The following is a 20333-nucleotide window of genomic DNA, read 5'->3' as shown; positions in this document are numbered from 1 at the left end:
GGGTGATTGCAGACTGGATTGGGTTCTACAACCACCGGCGCCCACACCAAGCTTTGGGGATGAAGACGCCTGCAATGGCGTATCAATTAGCAGCCTGACCTGTGCAGAAAGGGCTGGGTCATTACAGTCAACACGATGCTGGATGCGGCCATTGAGACAGTGGGTAACAGCCATAAGCGGCCAATCATCCACTCGGACCGTGGCGCGCACTACCGCTGGCCGGGTTGGCTGTCCCGAATGCGCGATGCCAACCTGATCCGGTCCATGTCGCGCAAAGGGTGCTCACCTGATAATGCAGCCTGTGAGGGATTCTTCGGCCGGCTGAAGACAGAATGGTTCTACCCTGGCGACTGGCGAAACACGTCCATTGAGCAGTTCATGCAAGCTGTTGATGATTACATTCGCTGGTACAACGAAAAGCGAATCAAGCTTTCCTTGGGGTCACGTAGTCCCCTTGAGTATCGGGAAAGTCTTGGTTTGGCAGCTTAAACCAGTCCAAGATTTCTGCTGCCCCCCCTAGTCACTTTTGCACGCTGTTTTACAATCCAAGTCACTCTGAATCTATTAAAGTCCCGAAAAAGCTGCTATCCGGGTAACCAAGAGCTATGATAGCAGCATTTTCATCAATAATGACTTCGACCTCGTTAGCCTCTTCTGGCGGCTCCAGAGGAATTCTCCCCCCCGCTAGGTAAATTAATTCCTGATTTGACGAGCCCCTCCAACGAAGATTCGTATTCCTTAAAGAAGAAGAGTAGCGACCAGTTATCATCAAGTCACAATGTTCTCTGAGCAATGCCCAATCCTTGCGCTTTACTAGCTCACTATACGTAAAACCGGTATATAAAACCGCCGAGTAGCCCGAGGAGCGCCTGATAGAACTTAATAACCAACGTGTGTTTTGTGCCTGTTGTAGAGGCTCACCTCCAAGTAGGGTTATGCCATCAATGTCTCTATATTGAAGAATTTCATCCAATAATTGCTCCCGATGTATCAATTGTTCAGGCTCAAATGACCACATCTGCTGATTCCAGCATCCTTCACAAGCTAACGAACAACCCTGAAGCCAAATAACGTAACGTTTACCAGGGCCATATATATGGCTTTCTGGTTCAATATGCGCAACGTTAAAGTACTCACCATAGTCCTGTCGCATAGCTACACCATACGGGTCAGTACCAACTGAATCTGGCCTTTGCTGTTGGTAGTTTCCTTAATTGAGTAACCCTGGGCTTTGGCCTTGGCAATGGCTTGCTGGCGAGTAGTTTCAACCCTCGTTTTACGTTCTTCCTCAAGGCGGATTCGGTCCTGCTCAGCCAGTTTTTCCAGATGCTTTTCATAAGCAGATTCGTAAGCACCACTCACATCAGTCAGAAATCTGGAAACCTTGATATAGCCCTTTTCTGAAAAGCGATCGACGGTACGACCTGCGTACTCATCTGAATCATGCATCATTACCCAACGATCTCGCTCAAACCGAAATAGCTGGCGGCCGTTGTAATCACTACGATTCGTTAGAATATCCCCAATCTGAAGTCGATTGCGCTGAACAAGATCAACATCACTTGAAGTGGCTCTTCGTGGTTCAGCCCCAACCGCTGTCAGAGCCTCCATCAGCACTTCTTCAATCACAAATGGCGTAGCTGTTTTGATCACGGCACTCATCAGGATTTCCCGCTGAGCGACTGAGCCCGAGTCGTTTGCTGGGTCTGCAGTTGATGATATTCATCAGTCTTTTTGACGTTGCTGACGACACCGTCCAGATTCAGAAGCTCATCCAGCACTTCCAAACAGCTTTCGCCCTTGAAGCCGCTGGTTTTAGCGGTAATCGCCCCGTCATCATCAATCGTAAGCGTGATTTTTTGTTCAGGCATTCGCTGACTCCTTGTTGCATACGATTTTTGCATTCAAACGTTCAGCATCCAGTTTGGCCCGATCAATATGATCGTCATAGAATATCACCAGATAACGATCCTGTTGATGTGTGCGCAGTTCTGTTCCTTCTGCTGGCAGCTCCTCTGCTGGCCATTGGAATTGGTTTTCAACAGCTGTATTACCTTTCAGACCGAGCTGTTTGGCGAAGGCATCGGATGCTTGTTTCTGGTGATACACAAACGATGCACCGTGTTCATTCAATGCTTTTTCTGCTCGCTGTTGTTCTAATTTGCTGTTATCCAGTGTTTTTTGAGCCTCCTGAATATCACGCTCGATTTTCTTCAGGCCTTGTTCACGATCAGCTAGGCAGTGTTCAAAAGCACTGTAATGCTTTTTCCAGACTTTTTCCTTGATGAATGTTTTCCAGTTGTTTGCCAGCCTTACATCCATGGCTTGCAGAGCTTCTCGTTTGACTTTTATACAGGCTTGGCGAGCCTGTTGATTTAATTCTTCACGTCTGGATTTGGCTTGTTGAATAGCTTCCTGTTTAGCCTGCTTTTCCAGCTCATCAGCGTCTTTTGGCACTGCCAGAGGTATCTCTGGTAAAGCTTCAGTCAGAAAATGCTCAGGCTTGAGGTCGTTGATTTCGATCTCATTCATCTGCTGATCTGTCAGCTTTTCGGCAGCTGCAACCCAGCTATCGCTGAATTTTCGCTCAACCTGCGAAGTGGCCTCGGCCTTATTCTTTTCCAACCGTTCAAGATCAGACAACTTCTGTTTAAACAGCTCGTTAACCTTCGACTGTTCAGCTTTTAATGCATCACGACGCTGCTCCCAGCGCTGGTTTTTCTCGGCTTTATCCAGCTCCTGCTCGGTATCGGCACCACGCTTACGAATTTTATCCTGCAAGGATTCCAGACGCTGACGATATTGCTCTCGTTCCGCTTGCGTTGCTGTAATAACGCACCAATTTTTGAGGACATCGATTTCTTGATTCAAGGATTTCACCGATTGTCCCTGCCCGAGTAAGAACCCTTTGATAAAGCCTCTTAATTTGTCAGCGACACTGGCTTGCTGCTGATCAATCTTGGATTGGGCAATGTTCAGTAGCTCAAGACGTTGCTGCCAATCCTGTTCTGAATTTTTCCAGGCCTGATATAAGCCATCCGGCTTTGCAGACTCTGGGCAGTAAGGTGGGTGTACCACCACGTTATAATCAATAAAGTGGGCCAGCTGGCTGCGTTGCCAGCCCGTCCCCCCTGATGCCAGCTGCTCGGCATCATCATTCAGGAAACTGTCGATACTCTGGGTGCTGATATCCTCAAGCTCGATTTCACGAACATTCTCAACCACACATTCCAAGTCCGGTTGATCAGCGAAACGAAGTCGCTGCTGATCTGAACATTCGCTAATCAAAGTTTCGGATTGATACTGCCATGCAGCCTCTCCAAAGGCCTGATCGTAGGCTTGTTCAAGCTTTTTGCTTTGCTGAGGAGATAGCTTTAAGCACCAGTTGGCAACAGCAAATTCTGTTTGATCTGGCAATAACCAGTTGCCATCGTTCGATAACAAAAGCGATGGGATCCGACTCTCTGTCAGGGCTACGCCGGTACGCGCCTTATTTTTTATATCTCCCGGTTGAAGGCCCAGCAACAAACGCCAGCCATTACCGGAAGCACTAAAGCTGGAATGAGTGGCCGCTTGTAATTGCTTCAGGGTATCGCTCAGGCAATCGTGTAAGGTGCCGCATAGCTGATGGGAGTGGTTGGTAACGACCTCGCCATCCGGGTGCTGAACGCTGGATTGCTGCTGGTTCTGTTGCAGGTATTCATCATTGCTACTTTCCCAGAACAGTTTGCAGAAGCCGCGGAAACTGTCATCGATCTGCTGACGCTCCAGCTGGATTCCCCAGGCAAGTTGATCAGCAGATACCAGTGGCTGACCAGACATCAACAGCCACCCTTGAGCCTGAGTGGTGGTGTGATCCACCAGCATCAGAACACCTTTCTGGCGCACACCCGTGCGAATAAGGCAGCGGCCAGACAACACGTCAATTGCCACCTTGTTGGCGTTTTTCTCGCCCAGCAGTAGATAAATACGAATACCTTTTTCTGCCAGCTCTTTGATGGTCTGAATCAGCGATTCGTCTTTCAGTTGCTCACAGGCAATCAGCAGGGTCAGACGAGCCATGGAGATAATCCGGCTGAGAAACTCACTATTCAGCATCGGCAAAGCGCTACTGAAATCTGCATCAGACGCCTGCTTGCTGAACAAAGCCGGTAAAAGCTCGTTCTGGTAATCGATTCGAAATTGTTCCTGACGAGGTACGATCCGTGTCATCAGAGAGCCTCCACTGCAATGTTATTGATCTGGTCTTGCAAGTATCGAGGCAGCGTTGCCACCTCTTTCGGAGTGAAGGTCGGTGAGCCAGCAACAATGAATTTCCCACTATTCTCGCGAATAAAATCCAGCCCGCTGCTGCATTCCCAGCACCAGGTATGCTCCGTACCGACCAGAATCCAGTAGCGACCGTGGTTATCATGTTGTTTGTGCAGAATGTCGCGCGACCAGTTTGCTGGCAGTTCTGCATCTTTTCCGTGTAGCTTATCCAGCGTCAACAGTAAGCCTTCGGCATCAGAAAAATAAGCAGCCACATAACTCAGGTTGCGGCTCTGACGTGAGGTATGTACATAACGATCTGAATAGATGATGTGTTCAATGTATTCGCCTCCTGACAACTGTTTCAGCAGGTCCTCGAGAGCCAATGGTTCGCCGTTTACCAGACTGATCGGCATGCGTAGCTTGCGGCTTCTGGATGGAGTCAAGTCTGCCATCGCCGCAATATGCCAATAGGCCTGTGGCTGACTTTCGCGAGATAGCGCTGACAACAGGGACTGCTGTTCTTTAAGTGGCAGTTCAAAATCATGTAAGGCGATATGATCCAGCCATTCAGACTGCTGTTTACGGGCCTCCGCCGATGAGTGGTACTTTCTGCTGTAGAAGTCTTCCAACCAAAAGCGATGCCAATCTTCAGCATCAGATTGGTCAGCTGGCTGAATGGGAATATATTTGGCCTGAACCGACTGAAATTCACCCATATTGGTCTTCAGACCTGTGCGATTCAAACTGCCGATCTGGAATTTCTGCACAGCAGATGGATAACGCTGAATATGTTCAAGCTGAGTCGCCATACAACGGTCTTTAGGCAGCCAGTTACCGTCGAATTCTCCAGCGATAGCAGTCATAACATCGTTCAGGCGATCACCAAAATCATTAATGGAGAGTTCCAAGGTTTCGGGGCGTGAGTTGGTTTTATTCTGATTGAACTGCAACATATCCAGCTGGCCTTTCAGGCTGAGCTGCGATGCTGAAAAGCCAAGTGTCCATTCAAGATGAATCTCTGCGGACTTCTCGGGTGAGCAAATCACTTCAGGCTCAAGCGAGACGATCTGCAAACTAATATTTTTCAGTTCAGTCTTGTTGCGATCGACAAAGGATTCCTCTAGAACGCTCAATTGTAACGACTCATCTGTCCGGAATTTTGATCGAGCCGCGTCAGATCCTTTTTTCCAGCTTTGCATATTGGGTTCAAAGAACGCTGTATCCCTCTGAATAAACGTCGGACGATTCCCCAAAAGCGGGTCGTTCTCTGTGTACCAGATATGGAAAAGACCGCGCTCTTTGGCTTCGAACTGGCCACTATCAATGACTTGCTGGCCCTTATCTGTAATGCCTGATTCATTCCAAAGCGCTTCTCGCTTTAGATATGCCTTCAGTCGAGGCGGTAGATAGGCCGGATTGTTTTGCATACTCTTTAACAAGGACACCAGATCGGGGCGTTCCCGTAAAAACGTAACTCTCGCGATGATGGGATAACGTTTCATCTGAACGGTTCTGCCGAGCGTTAAGGCTAGCGAGCCTATTTTGCCATCAGTCTGTTTGCCTGGGCTCGATTGATTAGCAGCATCTGCAGGAGCATTCCCTTTACGTTCCGCCAACGGCTTCATTCTGTTGTTTTTATTGCCACTCATTAATGAGATGTCCCTTTCTTACCTGCAGGATGATGAGACGGTTTTTGGCTGTTTTCAGTCACAACATTGCAGGATTCTGCGAGTTTTTTTAATTCCAGAGTACGAGACTGCTGAGAGAAATATTCATGATGCCCAACAATCACTAACTGATAGCGGGCACGGGTAATGGAGACGTTAAGGCGGTTAGGTGAGTCCATAAAGCCATCACGATGGGTATTCACCATCGACAGAAACACCACATCTGCTTCCTGACCTTGGAAGTAGTCCACTGTCGCCAACTTGATCGATATACCTTTGAAATTAAACCGTGCATAACGATTGGCATTACCCGGCAGCTTTTGAAGGGCTTCCCGCAAGGCTTTTTCCTGACCTTTGTAGAAGGTCAAAATCGCAACGTCGAATGTTTCGCCTTTTTTGTTTTTGCTTTTTCCTGCAGCCCAATCACAAAACGCATCAAGTTCACTAATCAGAGCCAGAGTTTCTTGCTTGTTGCTATTGCCCCGCAAGGTTATTCCGCGAACATCCAGCCAGATATTACGAGACTTATACCTTGTGTATTGCCATGCTCGGTCAGAAGCCGTTTTACCGCCATCCTTCAAAACACCTTGTGGGTAAAATTGCTGTCGAGGGAATGCTGAAATATCCGGGTGCATTCGATGCTGATAGGTCAGCGTCGTATAACGTTGGGACTTCTCAGAAGCATCAAACCCCTGATTCAAGGTCGTTGGATCATCATTCTTGCGTTTGACCAGACCATCCCCCGATAGGGCCTCCAGAATCGACGGGAAAGCAATATTCTTGAGTACATGAATTCGGCCATCAGCTGATACTGACTTGGGGAAAAGCCGTTCCAGTGTGTCCTCCAGATAGCCGGTTTTCTTCTTCTGGTTGGCGGATAGCCGCAGCCAGTACTCGCGCTCCAGACGCCAACACACCTCTTCCGACCATTTGGTGCTGTCGAACCGGTCGAGTAGTTCCTTATGAACCTGCACTGTATCCGTGTAATCAGAGGTTTTAACTTTGAACGACTTACAGCCAGTTCCCGAAACCCTATGGCGCGCTGCATGGGAGGTGTGGCGCCAATCGGGATGCAGAATCAACATATCGTCAGGAATCCATTGGGCAATCTCGCCCAGGCAACCTTCTTCGACGAAACATAGATTGTGACGATACAGTTGATCAGGCTTCTGCTGGATCTGTTTCAGACCAACTTGATGGCGGTCGGCATTACGTCCCTCACTTGCCATTACGACCAACAGGTTATCCAGGCCCTTGGCAAGTTTTGGAAGTAAAGTGCGTGTTCGAACTTCTTCAACCAATGCGTTTGCAACGTCACGTGTAACAGGCATCAGCATTGGCTGTGAATACGGAGATTGATGACTGCCTCGCAGCTCTTCCAAAAGAAAACAGGCTTGTTGGACTGCTCCAGAAAGGTTCTGGCCTGGTGTTTTGCCTTTGGGCGGAACCAGCATCAGATTATCGAGGTTGGCAACAATTTGCTCACGATCAGTGAACGGCGATAGCTGACGCACGTCGCCTACCAATACCCAGCGTTTGGCAAAACGGGCAGGCACCAGAAACTCATGAAAGGTGGTTTTACTGCACTCGTCGATGATCATCACATCAAACGGTGGCTCGCCGGTATCCAGTGACACCTCGCGATCATTGAACAGTCTCAGAATACCTATGGTGGTACCGCAGACCAGATTGGAAGAATCCACCATTAACTGCTTGCTGAGTTGATCACACCCTTGGATTTTCTGAAGACCGCTGAGCAGATTATCGAACTGGAATTCTTCAACACCGATGGCGTTGTTTTCATCTCCGATGCGCAGCGGAAATATTTGTGCTGACAGCGCTGGATTTTCCTTGATGCGTTCCAGCACGTTGTTGATCGCGGCATGGGTTGAGGCCGACAACAGAACGCGTTTACCCTGCAACACTAGCTGCATGATCAGTTCAAGAATGGTGGTGGTTTTCCCCGTACCTGGCGGGCCATCCAGAATGGTGAAATCTTCGTTCGCTAAGGCTTTGGTAACAAACTCGCGCTGACGATCACAGCCATCGAAGTTCGGGTCTGTCAGTACTTTCCACTCGGATTCAACGATTCGTACAGGCGGAATGTCTGGCCAACGCGTTTGCTCACGCTTTTGCAACATCTGAATCAGAGGCCAATGACCACCCGATGGTCGGCTCATCAGTTGGTTGATGGCATCCTTCTGACGTTTGAGCTGGCTGGTATCCACGCTCACGCGGATCTCGCAGGACTTCCCTTGTTGGGATGGATACTCACTATTCCAGTTTTTCTTACCTTTGATATTTCTGGCCAGCAAGATCTGGCGCTCATCCTGACGAGCCTTGAGTACGCGGAAGCCATCATCAAATTTGCCTTGAGTAGAGTCGAGGATTTTAATGTTCTGGTTATCGTCAAAGAAATAGTCCAGATCGGATTTACCAGTATCCTCGCCACCTTCTTTTTCGATCAACTGAATCCACTTTTCTTCTACTTTGGCAGGCTCCAGTTGCCAGAGAAGAGCTGGAAATGCGGAGCAGGTAAGAGAATCTGAATCCTTGAATTTCTCGTTAGCCCGGCTTTCCAGTATCAGGCTTTGCGCCTGCTTGTTGCCTTCTACACGTAGCTCCCAGTGATCACTTTGCAGGGATTGCCCCTGACTTTGAAAGTGACCACAACTCAGCCCAGCCAGTTGCTTCTCTGTAATGTCGTCCAGCTTATGGCCATCCAGCCGTGGACGCGCCTCTGAAAACAGCAGCCAACCATTACCATTGGATTTGGCTTGCCATTGTTTAAGGCAGGTTTCGTCCAGTCCTTTAATCAAGGTGAAAGGCGTATCTTGCCCACCAATAGACAGTTTACTGCTGGCTTTTACATGGCCTTGCAGAGCCAGACGAGCACCCGTGTGTTTCGAAACCTTACATGGCTGGCCGTCGATATAAACCGACTCTAACTGGTCAAGCTGAACAGCTAATGGACGCAGTTCCAGCTGATAACCGCTCCATGAAATCGGATCGTCATCCAACTCAAGGTTGGGTAAATACAGTTGGTAAGCGGAAGCGATATATCCACCATCAGATATCTCAGTCTCCCGCCGACCTTTACCTTTACCTTGCTGAATCGGATCTTTTTCATCCGGGTCAAAATCAGCATCAGGTAACTCACCATCAACAGTAAGAATCTCAAACCAGCCTTCCTTGCCGACGAAAACATCTATTTCGCTCACTGGCAACAGTTGCCAGATACGTTTGTCAGGCTTGAGCTGATAGCGTTTACTGGCAACAGGCTTCCATTCACAGCTGACTTCCTTGTTCTCCAGTGCCTTGATGCTGTTATTCAGGTAATGCATAAACGGCATCAGGACACTGTTGGTCTGGCTGGCCAGTGTGTCTGCGTTGAAGCCTTGTTGTTCAAGGGCAGTAAAAAACGGGTTTTCCATAACAAGCTACCCAGATCATTATTTCACGAAAGGATTTTCGCCTTCCTGTTTGAGGCGGGGCTTTTTACTATTGGAAAGCTCCAGAGCTTCCGGCACAGCAGAGCTGGCAGCCACTGCACGTCCCTTCGCCCATTCACGAGAGTCCTTAATCATTTCAGCCATGGTCAAAGACAGTGGAGAGGTGGCCTTAATGGCCTTGAGGATATCGTCCTTGTTTAACTGGTGGCCTTCGTCGAAGGCCAGAAACATGGCTTCCTTGACGGCTTCTTCCAGTTCTGCCCCGGTAAAGCCCTTGCTGACAATCGCCAACTCATCCAATTCTTTTTGAGTAAAATCATCCAGGCGATTTCGGCGCTTCAGGTGAATCGAGAGAATGTCTTTGCGATCTTCCTGCACCGGTAGATCCACAAAGAAAATTTCATCGACCCGGCCTTTGCGCAGTAACTCAGGCGGCAATTGTGCAATATGGTTGGCAGTCGCGACCACAAACACCGGCTTCTCCTTTTCCTGCATCCAGGTCAGAAAAGTCCCCAACACCCGCGAAGTGGTTCCACCATCGGTCGCACCAGAATTTTGCATGCCCGACAGGCCTTTTTCGATTTCATCGACCCAGAGAATACTGGGTGCCAGCGCTTCGGCGGTTTGTAGTGCAGAACGGATGTTAGCCTCAGACTGACCCACAATACCGCCGTAGATTTTGCCCATATCCAGACGCAACAGAGGCAGCTGCCAGGCATTGGCCACTGCTTTGGCGGCCAGGCTTTTACCCGTGCCCGGCAAACCGAGCAGCAACACCCCTCTGGGAGTTTCCAGGCCAAAATCCCGGGCGTCTTTGCTGAACGATTGCCGGCGACGGTTCAGCCAGGATTTGAGGTTATCGAGACCTCCGATATCGTCGAGCGTGGCTTTCGGATGAAAGTATTCCAGATGTCCGCTCTTGCGAATCACCTGCTCTTTTTCTTTAACGATAAAAGGGATTTCAGATCCGGTCAGACGCTTGAACTGGCAAGCAGCTTTTGAAAAGGCCAGCTGAGCTTCGCTGGTTGATAGGCCAAGTGCAGACTCGATTAGAGCGGACGACTCTTGATAGTCCCTGTCGCCCAGTTCATATCGATGCTTGGCCTGTCGCATCAGGGTTTTGAGGTCATCGGTATCCGGTAATGGCATTTCCATCACCTGTACCTCTTTCTCCAATTCTGGAGGCAGTAAAGGAACAGGCTGGGATAACACAACAGTGACGTTATTGATTTCACGGCTGGCAACGGCGATCGCAAATGCACGCAAGCGGCTGATCAGGGTGTGCTCATTCAGGAAATGATGGAAGTCTTCCAGAAGCAGGATGAATTCAGATTGGTCTTGCGAAGATTCAATCAGCCACTCCATGACTTCCTGAGGCTGTCCACCTTCTTCCTTTGATTCCCAGGAATAGTCATCGAAATCATATTTCCTCAAACCCAGCGGCATATTCCATTTGTATAGATCTCTATTCAGGTCTGTGGCTGCCTGAATACAACAGGCGCGAATCCGCAGGGTTTCGTGACTGATAATTTGAATAACCGGTACCGCTGATTCCGTATTTAGCTTGAACAAATCCTTAAATATCACTGTCCAACCTCCATGTTAAATTGCTAGAAACTATAACTCATGCCTTATGTTTATGGCATTAGAAATGTCAAGACTCCGCCAATACCCGAGCGGAGCTTCTGGCCCTGACCGGCTTTGTTGCATAGGCCATTCACAGATCGAGCTCCCCCTTACTCAAATGGATTTCTGGCGTATCCCGACCAATGGCCAAGTGTTGTGGTCAACAAATTTCGGACAGTAAATTAAGTTGCTTCTCCTTGATCGGGGGTGATCGGCATCCAATAGTTTCCACCCCGGGTTGTGTAACTATCCGGCTATTTGCCGGAGAAACCTGGGGTGTTATCCATGGACATCATCGCCGAAATCCGGCGTTGTCACCTCGTCAGTGGCGAGAGCATTACCGCGATTGCCTGCAGTTTCAAGTTATCACGTCCGACCGTTCGTAAACATTTGCAGACCGTGGAAAGGGTCGTCTACCAGCGTGCCTCACAGCCAGCTCCGTGCCCATGCTTCGCGCCACACTCGATAATGCCAATTAAATATTCAATACCCGGATGCTGGTGCCCAGCAGCTGGAAAAATCCTAGGTACGAAACTGCCGGTGGTGCTTGATACGCTGGCTGAAGAGCTCTGGATGTCTACTATGTAATGGCCATTATTTTGCTCTTTGTTTGAGATTTACATCTTCAAGAAGCAAAATAATATCCATTGCTGGATTAACTCTGGTGCGCGTCCTGTATAAGAGCTAAAATAGTGGCCGTATTGCCATAAAATGGCCGTTAAGGAATATTATGTTGGACTTTGCTTTTGCTTCTTATCAGGAGGTCTGCGCCGAGCTTGGCCAGCGGCTCAAGCGCCAGCGTCTGGCGCAGGCGCTGACGCAGAAAGACCTGGCCGAGCGCGCTGGCGTGGCACCGGGCACGGTGAAGAATCTGGAAGGCAAAGGCGTGTCCTCGCTGGAGTCCACCATTCGCATCGTCATGGCGCTGGGGCTGGTGGATGAGCTGGCCCAACTGTTCGCGCTCAAGGCCGTACAGTCGATTGCCCAGATGGAGCGCGCCCAGCTCGCCGAGCGCCAACGCGCACCCAGTCGGGCCAAACCGGCGAGCAAGCCATGATCAAAAAAGTCGAGGTCTTTTATGAAGGCTGGGACGAGCGCTGGCATCTGGCGACGCTCGCCGACGACGGTCGCACGCTGCTGTTTGAATACAGCGCCGACGCGCTGGCGCAAGGCCTGGAGCTGTCCCCGCGCCATCTCAAGCTGCAAACTGCCGCCTACAGCGATTTCCCCGCTTACCAGCTGCGTCTGCCGGGGCTGATAGCCGATGCGCTGCCCGATGGCTGGGGCCTGCTATTGATGGACAGATTGTTTCGCCAGAACGGCATAGACCCGGCACGCGCCTCGGTACTCGACAGGCTGTCATTCATCGGCAATCGCGCCATGGGCGCCCTGCGCTTTCAGCCGGTCACCGCGGCCAACCTTGCGGCGGATGAGGTGCAATTGCTGAATCTGGCACAGCAAGCGAAAACACAGCTGAGTGGCGAAGACAGCACCCTGCTCCGGCAGCTCGCCTTGATGGGCGGCTCGCCGCACGGTGCGCGCCCCAAGGTGCTGGTGCATTACGACACTGCCACTGGGCAGATGAGCACGCAGCCCTTCGCCGGTAGCGTGCCGTGGCTGGTGAAATTCCAGGCACAAAACGAGCACAAGGAAGTCTGCGCCATCGAGCATCTCTACGCCCGGCTGGCGCATGATTGCGGGCTGGATATCCCCGCCACGCAGTATTTTGACCTCAGCCCGCAGTTGGCCGCATTCGGTATTGCGCGTTTTGATGTGGCAGGCGCCATGCGCATCCCAACGCATACGCTGGCTGGCCTCTTGCACGCCGATTTCCGCCTGCCCGGCTCGGTCGATTACAGCACCTTTTTGCGCGCCACCCGCTTTCTCAGCCGTGACGAGCGCGAGGTGCAAAAAGCCTACCAGCGCACGGTGTTCAATGTGCTGTTCAACAACCGCGACGACCACCCGAAGAATTTCAGCTACCTCTTGGGCCAAGACCGCCGCTGGCAGCTGTCGCCCGCTTACGACCTCACCTACTGCGCGGGGCCGGGCGGCTACCACCAGATGGACGTCTGCGGCGAAGCGCTCAATATCAGCCGCACCCACCTGCTGCAACTGGCGACGCAAAACGCGCTTGATGCACGCTGGGCGGCAGAGGCGATAGAGCGGCAATGTAACGTGGCTGCCGGTTTTGCCGCGCAAGCCAGAAACCACGCCATCCGCCGCGCCACACAGCAAGACCTCGCCGCCATTATTGCGGTCAACCGGGCGCGGCTCAGCGCAAGTTAAAGCGGATGAATAGCCTGGGATGGCGGGACATGGCCTTATCGTCCTTCAGCGATGCTTTCGGCAAGGCAATACCATGATCGTCCAGAAGCGCTGGAACCTCTGCGAGGTGCTACGCGACGACCGAATCAAAGCTGCGTCATGCGCAAGCATGAGGCAGAAATTTTCTCAGCCAACGGGTATTTCAACAGCCTGCTAGAAGAGAAAGTGGGGGGGCTTGCAGGCCAATTAGACCAATATACAATTGACCTGCAAGGAGGCGCCACGACTATGATTCGTAGATTCCAGACAAGGCAACCTGAAGCGGTAAGTGAATCCAGAGAGCCCGGCACAAAGGTAAAAATTTTACAGTGGTCAGATGTAAGGCCGCGTCGAATAAAACCTTCTGTGAAAACAGATAGAAACTCATCACTGCAACTTTGTGGCAAGACCAAGCCATTTAGTGATCAGTGACCCCCTGCTTGCAGGGGGTTTCTAACTTAGGGTATGGAAGAGTTCGTGTTTTGTGGTTTGTTGCATGAAATCCGAAAGCTGGCTATTATGGCTGAGCCGTACTGACGGTTAAATCAGCCATATAATAGTTTTCCCAAGCGTAGACCCACATGTCTACACTCTGTCGGTTACGCACCGGCCTTTCACCCGGCAGCATTGCTGCTACGCCTCTGGCGATTAGATCGTTCCGACGATCAAACCCATGCAACGTCTGTCGCGCGTCACTTCGTGTGGCTGCTTGATGCCGCCTTGCGGCCATGCCTTGTTGCCACCGGCAACGTTCCTACCCCCTAGCGATTGACCTAAGCCCCACTGCACCTTGCGCCTGGGCTGTCTTCGCCGTGATCCTGCGAAATGGTTTTCCCCTGTTACTGATTTCCAGCTGCCCTAGACAGGCCTGACCGATGCCATCAGTCCGTTCCCGCGCTCGGCGCGGGACTGTTTCTAAGCCGATTTCATTGGTGTCGATCTCAACGAGCCATGCCGCTCAACCAGACTGGAGGCCAGCATGGGACATCTGGACAACCGGCGAGCTTGACGTACCATGCAAGCACATTCTCTCGGGAACCGTGCCATGCCAATCGCAAGCTTTGCCTATCCCAGCGAAGATGGACATCAGGCTGTTTCGCTGGCAAAACTGCACGACTACTGCGCCCAACGGAAGTTGAGCCTGCAGGCTGCACTACATAAAGCCATTGCTTTGTATTTCGATGGGATGCGTAGTGACGATGGACGTCTGTTTCCGGTCGCTGAATTTCGCCGATTGGGAATGGCGGCCACGCCCGGTCAGCCATTCAAGCAACTTGAGGCGCTATTCGAGAGCTTTGGTCTGTCGACTGAGAAACCGGCGCCCTTCCTGTGCAATGCCAGGATTGATGTCGAATTCCCAGAACAGGAAGAAGATGGGAGATGCACGCTGCCCTTCTTCCTCGAGCAATGCAAAATGCTCGATGCACCACCGCAAGCGGTTATCCAGCATGCTGTCTGGCAGCTGATCAATCGCTTCCAAACCACATGAATGTAGTAGTCAAGCATTCCTGGACAGCAACAGGTTGCCGCTCACAAACAGTGGGCGGCAACCTGTCATTCCATTGATGGACTCGTTATAACAGTCCATCACATAGGCTGCGATATCCTTCATGGCCTGCGCCTCCGGTCGGGGTTCACTCATTCTTCAGACAACCAAACACCCACGCCATCGAGGCGTTGACTGAAAGATCGGTCCCTCGAAAAACGGGGTATTTTGAGTGGATTTCAGGGACCACAGCAATTTCAATTACCCTCAAAATAGTATTTTCCTTTGCCCGTAGTCAGCAAATCTCATGTTCGACGCACTCAACTCCGGAAACGTTTCGATTTTTTTCCTCTCGGCATCAGCAGCACACCTAACGCTCGCTAGCAGAAAACAACTGGCCGCGGCGACGCTGTCACTTCATCAACATCGTGAATCATAGCGGTAGGCACATCAAGAACATGGTTTTTTTCAAGCATAAAACAACCATTTTTATACTTAAACCCCACAATCAAACCAAACTTTGCGGCAAATATTGCGGTCAAAGTTTGGCCTATTAGCCAAAAAACACTCTACCGTGCCATAATGCGGGAAATAATGAACACTTTGGGGCTCTCATGGCTGCTAATGAACTTAACTCTCACAATCCAAACGAGTTTGTCATGAGGACAAAATCCGTAGCAGCTGCGCTGGGCGTCAGCGATACCGCTGTAGCCTCGTACGAGCGACAACTCGAAGAGCGCTTCGGCATTCAGGTCGCCCGCAAGACCGATGGCGGGCCGGCGGTTCGCCAGTTTTCCATTCGTGACCTGTACGCCATGTCGCGCCTGCGCCGCGATTCCCGTCTGTGGAAGCCGTTGGGCCGGCCGATCACCATTGCGGTCTACGCCCAGAAAGGCGGGGTTGGCAAATCCACCATCGCTAGCAACATCATTACCATGCTGCAGCTGGATGGCTACAACGTCCTTGGCATTGATGCCGACCATCAGGCCAACCTGACCAGCATGTTCGGTTATGACTCCGAACTGACCCGCGAGGACATCATTGCCGAAAACTTGCCGGAGGAAAGGTTGATCCAGCATCACTTCGGGAACCTTTTTGACATCCCGCCGTTTTACGAGGCGTCAAACAATACCTATGTCCCGCTGCATCAGGTGATCAAGCAGCCTTATTCCGAATTCGGCCCCGACATCATTCCGGCCGACACCTCGCTGTCGGTGCTGGAAAACGCCTTCGGCATTGCGGCCAACCGTGACTATCTGGTTGACCTGATGCTGCGCTACGCCAGGATGCCGGAAGACACCCCGCAAGAAGCCAGCACCAAGCGTGACTTTACCATTCACGACGCCCGCAAATACGACTTCGTGATCTTTGACTGCCCGCCGCAAGCCGCCCACAACTCGGTCATCCGCCCGATCTTGCTGGCCTGCGACTTGCTGCTTGCGCCGGTTCGCATGGACGAGCTGTCGATCAAGGGCTTGTCACTGATGTATGCCGCGCTGCGCCAGCAATTGCGCGGCTTTGGCAAAGTGCCCGAAGTCATGCTGTTGCCGACTTTTTACAATGAAAGACTGCGTCGCGTACAACTGGCCCAGGCCAAGCTGTTCCAGCACTACGGCCAGGATCTGGCCACGGTCAAAATCCCGCAGAGCGAAGAGATTCCGTCCAACCTGATCGAGGCTGCGCCACTGGCGCTGTCCAAGCCGACTTCCAAGATTGTGCTGCAAGAATTCAGGAATCTGGTCAACGAGATACTCGAACGTTCCCACCGCATTGCCGGCAAGAAATAAGTAGCAAGCAAGGATTCACGATATGAGCGGCGAAAAAAACGCAATCACCCTGCCCTCACCCGAGGAAATGCGGCGATTGATGCTACAACAAGCGGGCAAACCGCAAAAACTCACTGCGCCCATCTCGCGTGACGAGCTGGAACGTGCGCAGACAAATCGCACGAATGAGGCCCAGCTGCCGGCGAGTGCGCCCTCTGAAAAAGTACAAAATCAAAACAATAGCCCGGCTGATGAATACGTCATCATCAGACTGACGCAAATTGACCCGCCCACCATCTCGCAGCGGCAGTCTTACCCGCGCGACATGGTGGACCAGATGGCAACCGCCATTCGCCGCCAGGCGCATGGCAAAGCCTCGATACTTGACGGCCAAATTCACCCCGTCGTCGTCGTGCCGCATCCGACTGTGCCAAACCGTTATGTGATGGTGGACGGTTTTACCCGTTACCAGGCATTTCGTGACCATTTTCTGTCGGATGACATAAAGGCCACCATCCGCCACGGCCTGAGCGAAGCGCAGATTTTTGCCATGGCCTATGCGGCCAACGTAGACCGCAACGGCACGTCCGACTTTGATCGTGGCATGGCTCTCAGCGAAGCCTTCCGGCAAAACTGGTACAAAGACCGGACCGAAGCGGCTGCCGCACTGGGTGTCGACAAAGTCACCATCTCCGGCCTGCTGGCTTTTGCCGACTTTCCCGAACCCTTGCTCGACATTATCCGCAACGAGCCATCGCGGTTTTCCCACAACTTTTCTTACAAACTGCAAACCCTGCTCAACAAGCAGGCCGACATCAACGATGTCACCGATGTTGCCGGCAAAATCCGTGACGGCAAGATCAGCTGGAAAAAATTCAGCCAGTTTGTTTCCGAGTACCAAGGCCAGCTTGATCGCCCCAAGAAAATCCGCAAGGAATCGCGCAGCATTCTGGATTACGGCAAAGTTCGCGCTACCGACAGCGCCATTTCGCTAGATCTGGAAAGCCTGCCTGCCGGCGTAGCCCCGCTACTGGTCGAACAACTGGAAAAGTTTCTGACGGATTTTCTCAAAAGCAATATCCCGTCAGAAACCGCCCATGCTGTCGCAAGCGAAGAGCAAGACTGACATGCAAAGGCTCAGGCTGAAGCCGCTCTTTGCCGGTAAGTACGTACTTACTGGCAACGCTCACCGCCCCAGTAAGTACGTACTTACTGGGGGTGAGCCGCATCCGATTATCCCCCATTCATTCCAGCGTGCTTTGGTAAGGGGTCAGCTCATACTGATTCCTTACCAAAGTGTGGCTTCACAATCTGCTCTGGAGCGAAGCGCTTTCCATGCAAGTACATCATGCCAGCATGGTGGTGGCCTTGACCACGACTGCCGCGGTAAGTACATACTTACCGCATGCCATCCACACTCACCAAGTGGGATCACATCATGCCAGGTTGCCACGAGCAGTAAGTACGTACTTACTCGTTACAAAAGTTTGGTCGCACAACTCCGCCTGGCAGTAAGCACTTTTGGCGTGGGTACACAATGCAAATGCTGCTACGCTGACCACGATCGCCGCGGTAAGTACGTACTTACCGAATACTACCCGCGCCCAACCAATGGGGGCATGGCATACAAGTCAGCCGCGAGCAGTAAGTACGTACTTACTCCCGACATAGTGCGGCTTGCACAGCGTCATGCCAAACCCCGCAATAATTGCGCGGTCAGTTCACGAGACGCCTCAACTGATGTAAATGGCTATTTACTTGCCGCGTTCTGCCTGCCTGACACCGGCGCCAGTAAGTACGTACTTACAGCCCACCAAATCCGCTTGCAAGCACGCGTGCTGAGAAATATTGCTGGTAAGAACGTTTTGATTGAGCAACGAAGAACCGGCACCCAGTCGGCCGGCAATTCTTACGTAAGAACTGAGCAGACCGTTTCCGCGCCCCAGATCAACACTGGTTGTGACGTCACAACTGAGCAGCCCATTGCTGTGACTCAGATCGATTTTCCTGATGTGTGTAACGTTACACGCGGCCTGTCCATGTCTGGTTTGCCCATCGATCAATCAGTCTTTTCAGTGGCGTGTAACGTTACATGCCTCAGTCCACCATTATGCTTTTCTGAAAACCTGACAATAAATTGCATTAGTCGAACAGCGCCGCCAGGCAGAAGAAAAAGACAAACTGACAGCGCAAGACCCAGCCCCCCGAGAAACCCTCGGGGGTTTTTACTTGGTACCCCAAAAACAAATTTCGCCCGTCTCGGCCAACCTGGCTCAGACGGGCGAAGTGCTTCTGGAGCATGCAAATGAGCATTTCCGCCAATTACCCGCACCAGCTCGCCCTGCTGCTGGTTGCCCTGCAGACCGACAAACTACCGGTCTGCGAACAACTGCAAGACCCGACAGAAAAGTCCCTGTTTGCCTCATTGCTGACTTATCTGAACAACCGCGACTTCCGCACCCCCATCACCATCGCCCGCAAAACCCTGGGCATGCAGATCCGTGTGAAGCGATCGACACTGTTCAACAAACTGCGCAGTCTAAAAGAAAAAGGCCTGATCGAAGATGTCACCGGCGAGCTACCGATCCGCCTCACTGAAAAGGCGATTGCACTGATTCAGCTGGATTGGACCAAACAGACAGATCGCTGGAAAGAAACACCGCGCGAGAAGAAACCGACCTTCAAGGTTGGCCGCAGCACTTTTCCGGCAGAGCTACTGAAACTCATCAATCGTGGCGTTTCCGAAAAACAATTACGCGCCTTGCTGAGTGAGGCCAAAAAAGCCGCAACACGCATTCAGGATGTTTTGCGCCATTTCGAGACCAGTTTGTCCCGATACGACGGAAAAATTCTTTTCCTCGTTATTCGAGACATCTTGAGAAAACCGCAAAAATATCTCAAAACCGACAAAGCACCGGCACAAGCCACCCCGGCCAGCGGCCGCCAACACAGCGCCCTGCTGCGCACCGCACTCGACAATGCAGATTGCATACTCGATGCCGGCGAACGTTTGCAGCAGCAAGAGGGTAGGCTGATCTATGCGCACAAAGATAATGACTATCAAAACATAGAGATTGATAGTAAAGGCGTGGATATATTGATTCAGCGCATGCGTGCTGCCGTACTGCGCCACGTCAGCGAGCATCCCGACTGGTGCGTGGCCAGTCAGGCTGGTGGCCTGATGCGGCTGGATGCCGCGGCCTGCGCAGACAAGGGACAAGCCGTGATGATGCTGGAGAATGGCCGCCAGCTACTCGGCAGCTGGCACGGGCTGTATGCCGCCTTGCCACCCTCCGCACGACAAGTCAGCTTCGCGCAGCCGCGAGACAGCCGGCTGGGCCGGCAGCTGATCCGCCGTGGCATCCACTATCTGGTCGATAGCATCCACACCGGGGTTTGCGCCTTGCGCGTGCTGAGTGGCCAACAAGCCGGCAAGGTCTGCACCGTGCCCGAAGCCGCACTGGCCGACCCGGAAATCAGCTGGCAACGCACCTAAAAAAAGGGGGGAGTCCAGAATATGGAGGCTATATATCCTGACTCCGTCAGACCAAGATAAAAGAAATTAAAACGGATGGTGTTTTCTGAACCGGGCATATAAACACGGCAAGCACATGGGCTAATGGCCTACCGTGCAATATCGTGCAGCAGCCAGATCAGCAACGGAATGACATAAGGATTTCAACTGTATATGCTTGCAAGCCCGTTTGCGATTAGCTGCCCTGAAACGGTAATCGAACGGTACAAGCTGATTAGCTGACGCTTAAACCGCGCGTAC

General features: G+C 51.7%; 15 protein-coding genes and 1 pseudogene. 9 read left to right on the top strand and 7 right to left on the bottom strand.

Going from position 1 to position 20333, the window contains the following annotated elements:
* Window positions 1-2 precede the first annotated feature (2 nt).
* Window positions 3-98, top strand: coding sequence for an integrase core domain-containing protein (locus tag ACZ9W6_RS16720; protein ID WP_465190979.1), 96 nt, complete (start codon window positions 3-5; stop codon window positions 96-98).
* A 28-nt stretch (window positions 99-126) separates the two neighbouring features.
* A pseudogene (locus ACZ9W6_RS16715) lies at window positions 127-489 on the top strand (transposase); the annotation flags it as partial.
* A gap of 61 nt (window positions 490-550) precedes the next feature.
* Here ACZ9W6_RS16715 and ACZ9W6_RS16710 read toward each other — a convergent pair.
* Genes ACZ9W6_RS16710 through ACZ9W6_RS16680 form a run of 7 tightly spaced genes read right to left on the bottom strand, consistent with a single transcriptional unit; the run spans window position 551 to window position 10960 of the window.
* Window positions 551-1153, bottom strand: a complete 603-nt coding sequence (locus tag ACZ9W6_RS16710) for a 4Fe-4S cluster-binding domain-containing protein (protein WP_465192324.1) — start codon at window positions 1151-1153, stop codon at window positions 551-553.
* A 2-nt stretch (window positions 1154-1155) separates the two neighbouring features.
* Window positions 1156-1662 carry a hypothetical protein gene (locus ACZ9W6_RS16705; protein WP_465192323.1) on the bottom strand — a complete coding sequence of 169 codons (507 nt, stop codon included), beginning with the start codon at window positions 1660-1662 and terminating at the stop codon, window positions 1156-1158.
* Window positions 1662-1871, bottom strand: coding sequence for a DUF2997 domain-containing protein (locus tag ACZ9W6_RS16700; RefSeq protein WP_465192322.1), 210 nt, complete (start codon window positions 1869-1871; stop codon window positions 1662-1664). Before ACZ9W6_RS16700 ends, ACZ9W6_RS16705 begins: the two co-directional genes overlap by 1 nt.
* Window positions 1864-4212 carry a hypothetical protein gene (locus ACZ9W6_RS16695; protein WP_465192321.1) on the bottom strand — a complete coding sequence of 783 codons (2349 nt, stop codon included), beginning with the start codon at window positions 4210-4212 and terminating at the stop codon, window positions 1864-1866. The genes ACZ9W6_RS16700 and ACZ9W6_RS16695 overlap by 8 nt, the downstream gene beginning before the upstream one ends.
* A complete protein-coding gene (locus tag ACZ9W6_RS16690) occupies window positions 4212-5903 on the bottom strand; it encodes a hypothetical protein (protein ID WP_465192320.1) in 1692 nt (563 codons plus the stop codon). The genes ACZ9W6_RS16695 and ACZ9W6_RS16690 overlap by 1 nt, the downstream gene beginning before the upstream one ends.
* Window positions 5903-9355 carry an AAA domain-containing protein gene (locus ACZ9W6_RS16685; RefSeq protein ID WP_465192319.1) on the bottom strand — a complete coding sequence of 1151 codons (3453 nt, stop codon included), beginning with the start codon at window positions 9353-9355 and terminating at the stop codon, window positions 5903-5905. The genes ACZ9W6_RS16690 and ACZ9W6_RS16685 overlap by 1 nt, the downstream gene beginning before the upstream one ends.
* Before the next feature lie 18 nt (window positions 9356-9373).
* Window positions 9374-10960, bottom strand: coding sequence for an AAA family ATPase (locus ACZ9W6_RS16680; RefSeq protein ID WP_465192318.1), 1587 nt, complete (start codon window positions 10958-10960; stop codon window positions 9374-9376).
* 769 nt (window positions 10961-11729) lie between these two features.
* On the opposite strand from ACZ9W6_RS16680, the gene ACZ9W6_RS16675 reads away from it, so the two are divergent.
* The 7 genes from ACZ9W6_RS16675 to ACZ9W6_RS16645 all read left to right on the top strand — a co-directional run bounded on the left by ACZ9W6_RS16675 (window position 11730) and on the right by ACZ9W6_RS16645 (window position 20054).
* Window positions 11730-12056, top strand: coding sequence for a helix-turn-helix domain-containing protein (locus ACZ9W6_RS16675; protein WP_465192317.1), 327 nt, complete (start codon window positions 11730-11732; stop codon window positions 12054-12056).
* Window positions 12053-13288 (top strand): type II toxin-antitoxin system HipA family toxin, encoded by a 1236-nt coding sequence (locus tag ACZ9W6_RS16670; RefSeq protein WP_465192316.1) that lies wholly within the window; start codon window positions 12053-12055, stop codon window positions 13286-13288. The genes ACZ9W6_RS16675 and ACZ9W6_RS16670 overlap by 4 nt, the downstream gene beginning before the upstream one ends.
* Window positions 13289-13426: 138 nt before the next feature.
* On the top strand, window positions 13427-13738 hold the full coding sequence (locus tag ACZ9W6_RS16665; RefSeq protein ID WP_465192315.1) for a hypothetical protein: 312 nt from the start codon (window positions 13427-13429) through the stop codon (window positions 13736-13738).
* A gap of 613 nt (window positions 13739-14351) precedes the next feature.
* The gene (locus ACZ9W6_RS16660; protein WP_465192314.1) at window positions 14352-14795 is read left to right on the top strand and encodes a hypothetical protein; all 444 of its coding nucleotides are present in this window, start codon (window positions 14352-14354) and stop codon (window positions 14793-14795) included.
* A 656-nt stretch (window positions 14796-15451) separates the two neighbouring features.
* Window positions 15452-16579 carry a ParA family protein gene (locus ACZ9W6_RS16655; protein WP_465192313.1) on the top strand — a complete coding sequence of 376 codons (1128 nt, stop codon included), beginning with the start codon at window positions 15452-15454 and terminating at the stop codon, window positions 16577-16579.
* A 22-nt stretch (window positions 16580-16601) separates the two neighbouring features.
* Complete coding sequence (locus ACZ9W6_RS16650; protein WP_465192312.1) at window positions 16602-17684, top strand: ParB N-terminal domain-containing protein; 1083 nt, start codon at window positions 16602-16604, stop codon at window positions 17682-17684.
* A gap of 1179 nt (window positions 17685-18863) precedes the next feature.
* Window positions 18864-20054: a hypothetical protein gene (locus ACZ9W6_RS16645; RefSeq protein ID WP_465192311.1), complete on the top strand. Its 1191-nt coding sequence runs from the start codon at window positions 18864-18866 to the stop codon at window positions 20052-20054.
* Window positions 20055-20333: the final 279 nt, after the last annotated feature.

The organism is Vogesella lacus, assembly GCF_979366295.1.
The sequence above is the reverse complement of the archived record's forward strand: the minus strand, read 5'-3'. Positions and strand labels throughout refer to the sequence as shown.

What these genes read in the sequence shown, in the direction of transcription:
- ACZ9W6_RS16710 (WP_465192324.1), bottom strand. Translation starts at nt 1,153, where the DNA reads ATGCGACAGGACTATGGTGAGTACTTTAACGTTGCGCATATTGAACCA.
- ACZ9W6_RS16705 (WP_465192323.1), bottom strand. Translation starts at nt 1,662, where the DNA reads ATGAGTGCCGTGATCAAAACAGCTACGCCATTTGTGATTGAAGAAGTG.
- ACZ9W6_RS16700 (WP_465192322.1), bottom strand. Translation starts at nt 1,871, where the DNA reads ATGCCTGAACAAAAAATCACGCTTACGATTGATGATGACGGGGCGATT.
- ACZ9W6_RS16695 (WP_465192321.1), bottom strand. Translation starts at nt 4,212, where the DNA reads ATGACACGGATCGTACCTCGTCAGGAACAATTTCGAATCGATTACCAG.
- ACZ9W6_RS16690 (WP_465192320.1), bottom strand. Translation starts at nt 5,903, where the DNA reads ATGAGTGGCAATAAAAACAACAGAATGAAGCCGTTGGCGGAACGTAAA.
- ACZ9W6_RS16685 (WP_465192319.1), bottom strand. Translation starts at nt 9,355, where the DNA reads ATGGAAAACCCGTTTTTTACTGCCCTTGAACAACAAGGCTTCAACGCA.
- ACZ9W6_RS16675 (WP_465192317.1), top strand. Translation starts at nt 11,730, where the DNA reads ATGTTGGACTTTGCTTTTGCTTCTTATCAGGAGGTCTGCGCCGAGCTT.
- ACZ9W6_RS16670 (WP_465192316.1), top strand. Translation starts at nt 12,053, where the DNA reads ATGATCAAAAAAGTCGAGGTCTTTTATGAAGGCTGGGACGAGCGCTGG.
- ACZ9W6_RS16665 (WP_465192315.1), top strand. Translation starts at nt 13,427, where the DNA reads ATGCGCAAGCATGAGGCAGAAATTTTCTCAGCCAACGGGTATTTCAAC.
- ACZ9W6_RS16660 (WP_465192314.1), top strand. Translation starts at nt 14,352, where the DNA reads ATGCCAATCGCAAGCTTTGCCTATCCCAGCGAAGATGGACATCAGGCT.
- ACZ9W6_RS16655 (WP_465192313.1), top strand. Translation starts at nt 15,452, where the DNA reads ATGAGGACAAAATCCGTAGCAGCTGCGCTGGGCGTCAGCGATACCGCT.
- ACZ9W6_RS16650 (WP_465192312.1), top strand. Translation starts at nt 16,602, where the DNA reads ATGAGCGGCGAAAAAAACGCAATCACCCTGCCCTCACCCGAGGAAATG.
- ACZ9W6_RS16645 (WP_465192311.1), top strand. Translation starts at nt 18,864, where the DNA reads ATGAGCATTTCCGCCAATTACCCGCACCAGCTCGCCCTGCTGCTGGTT.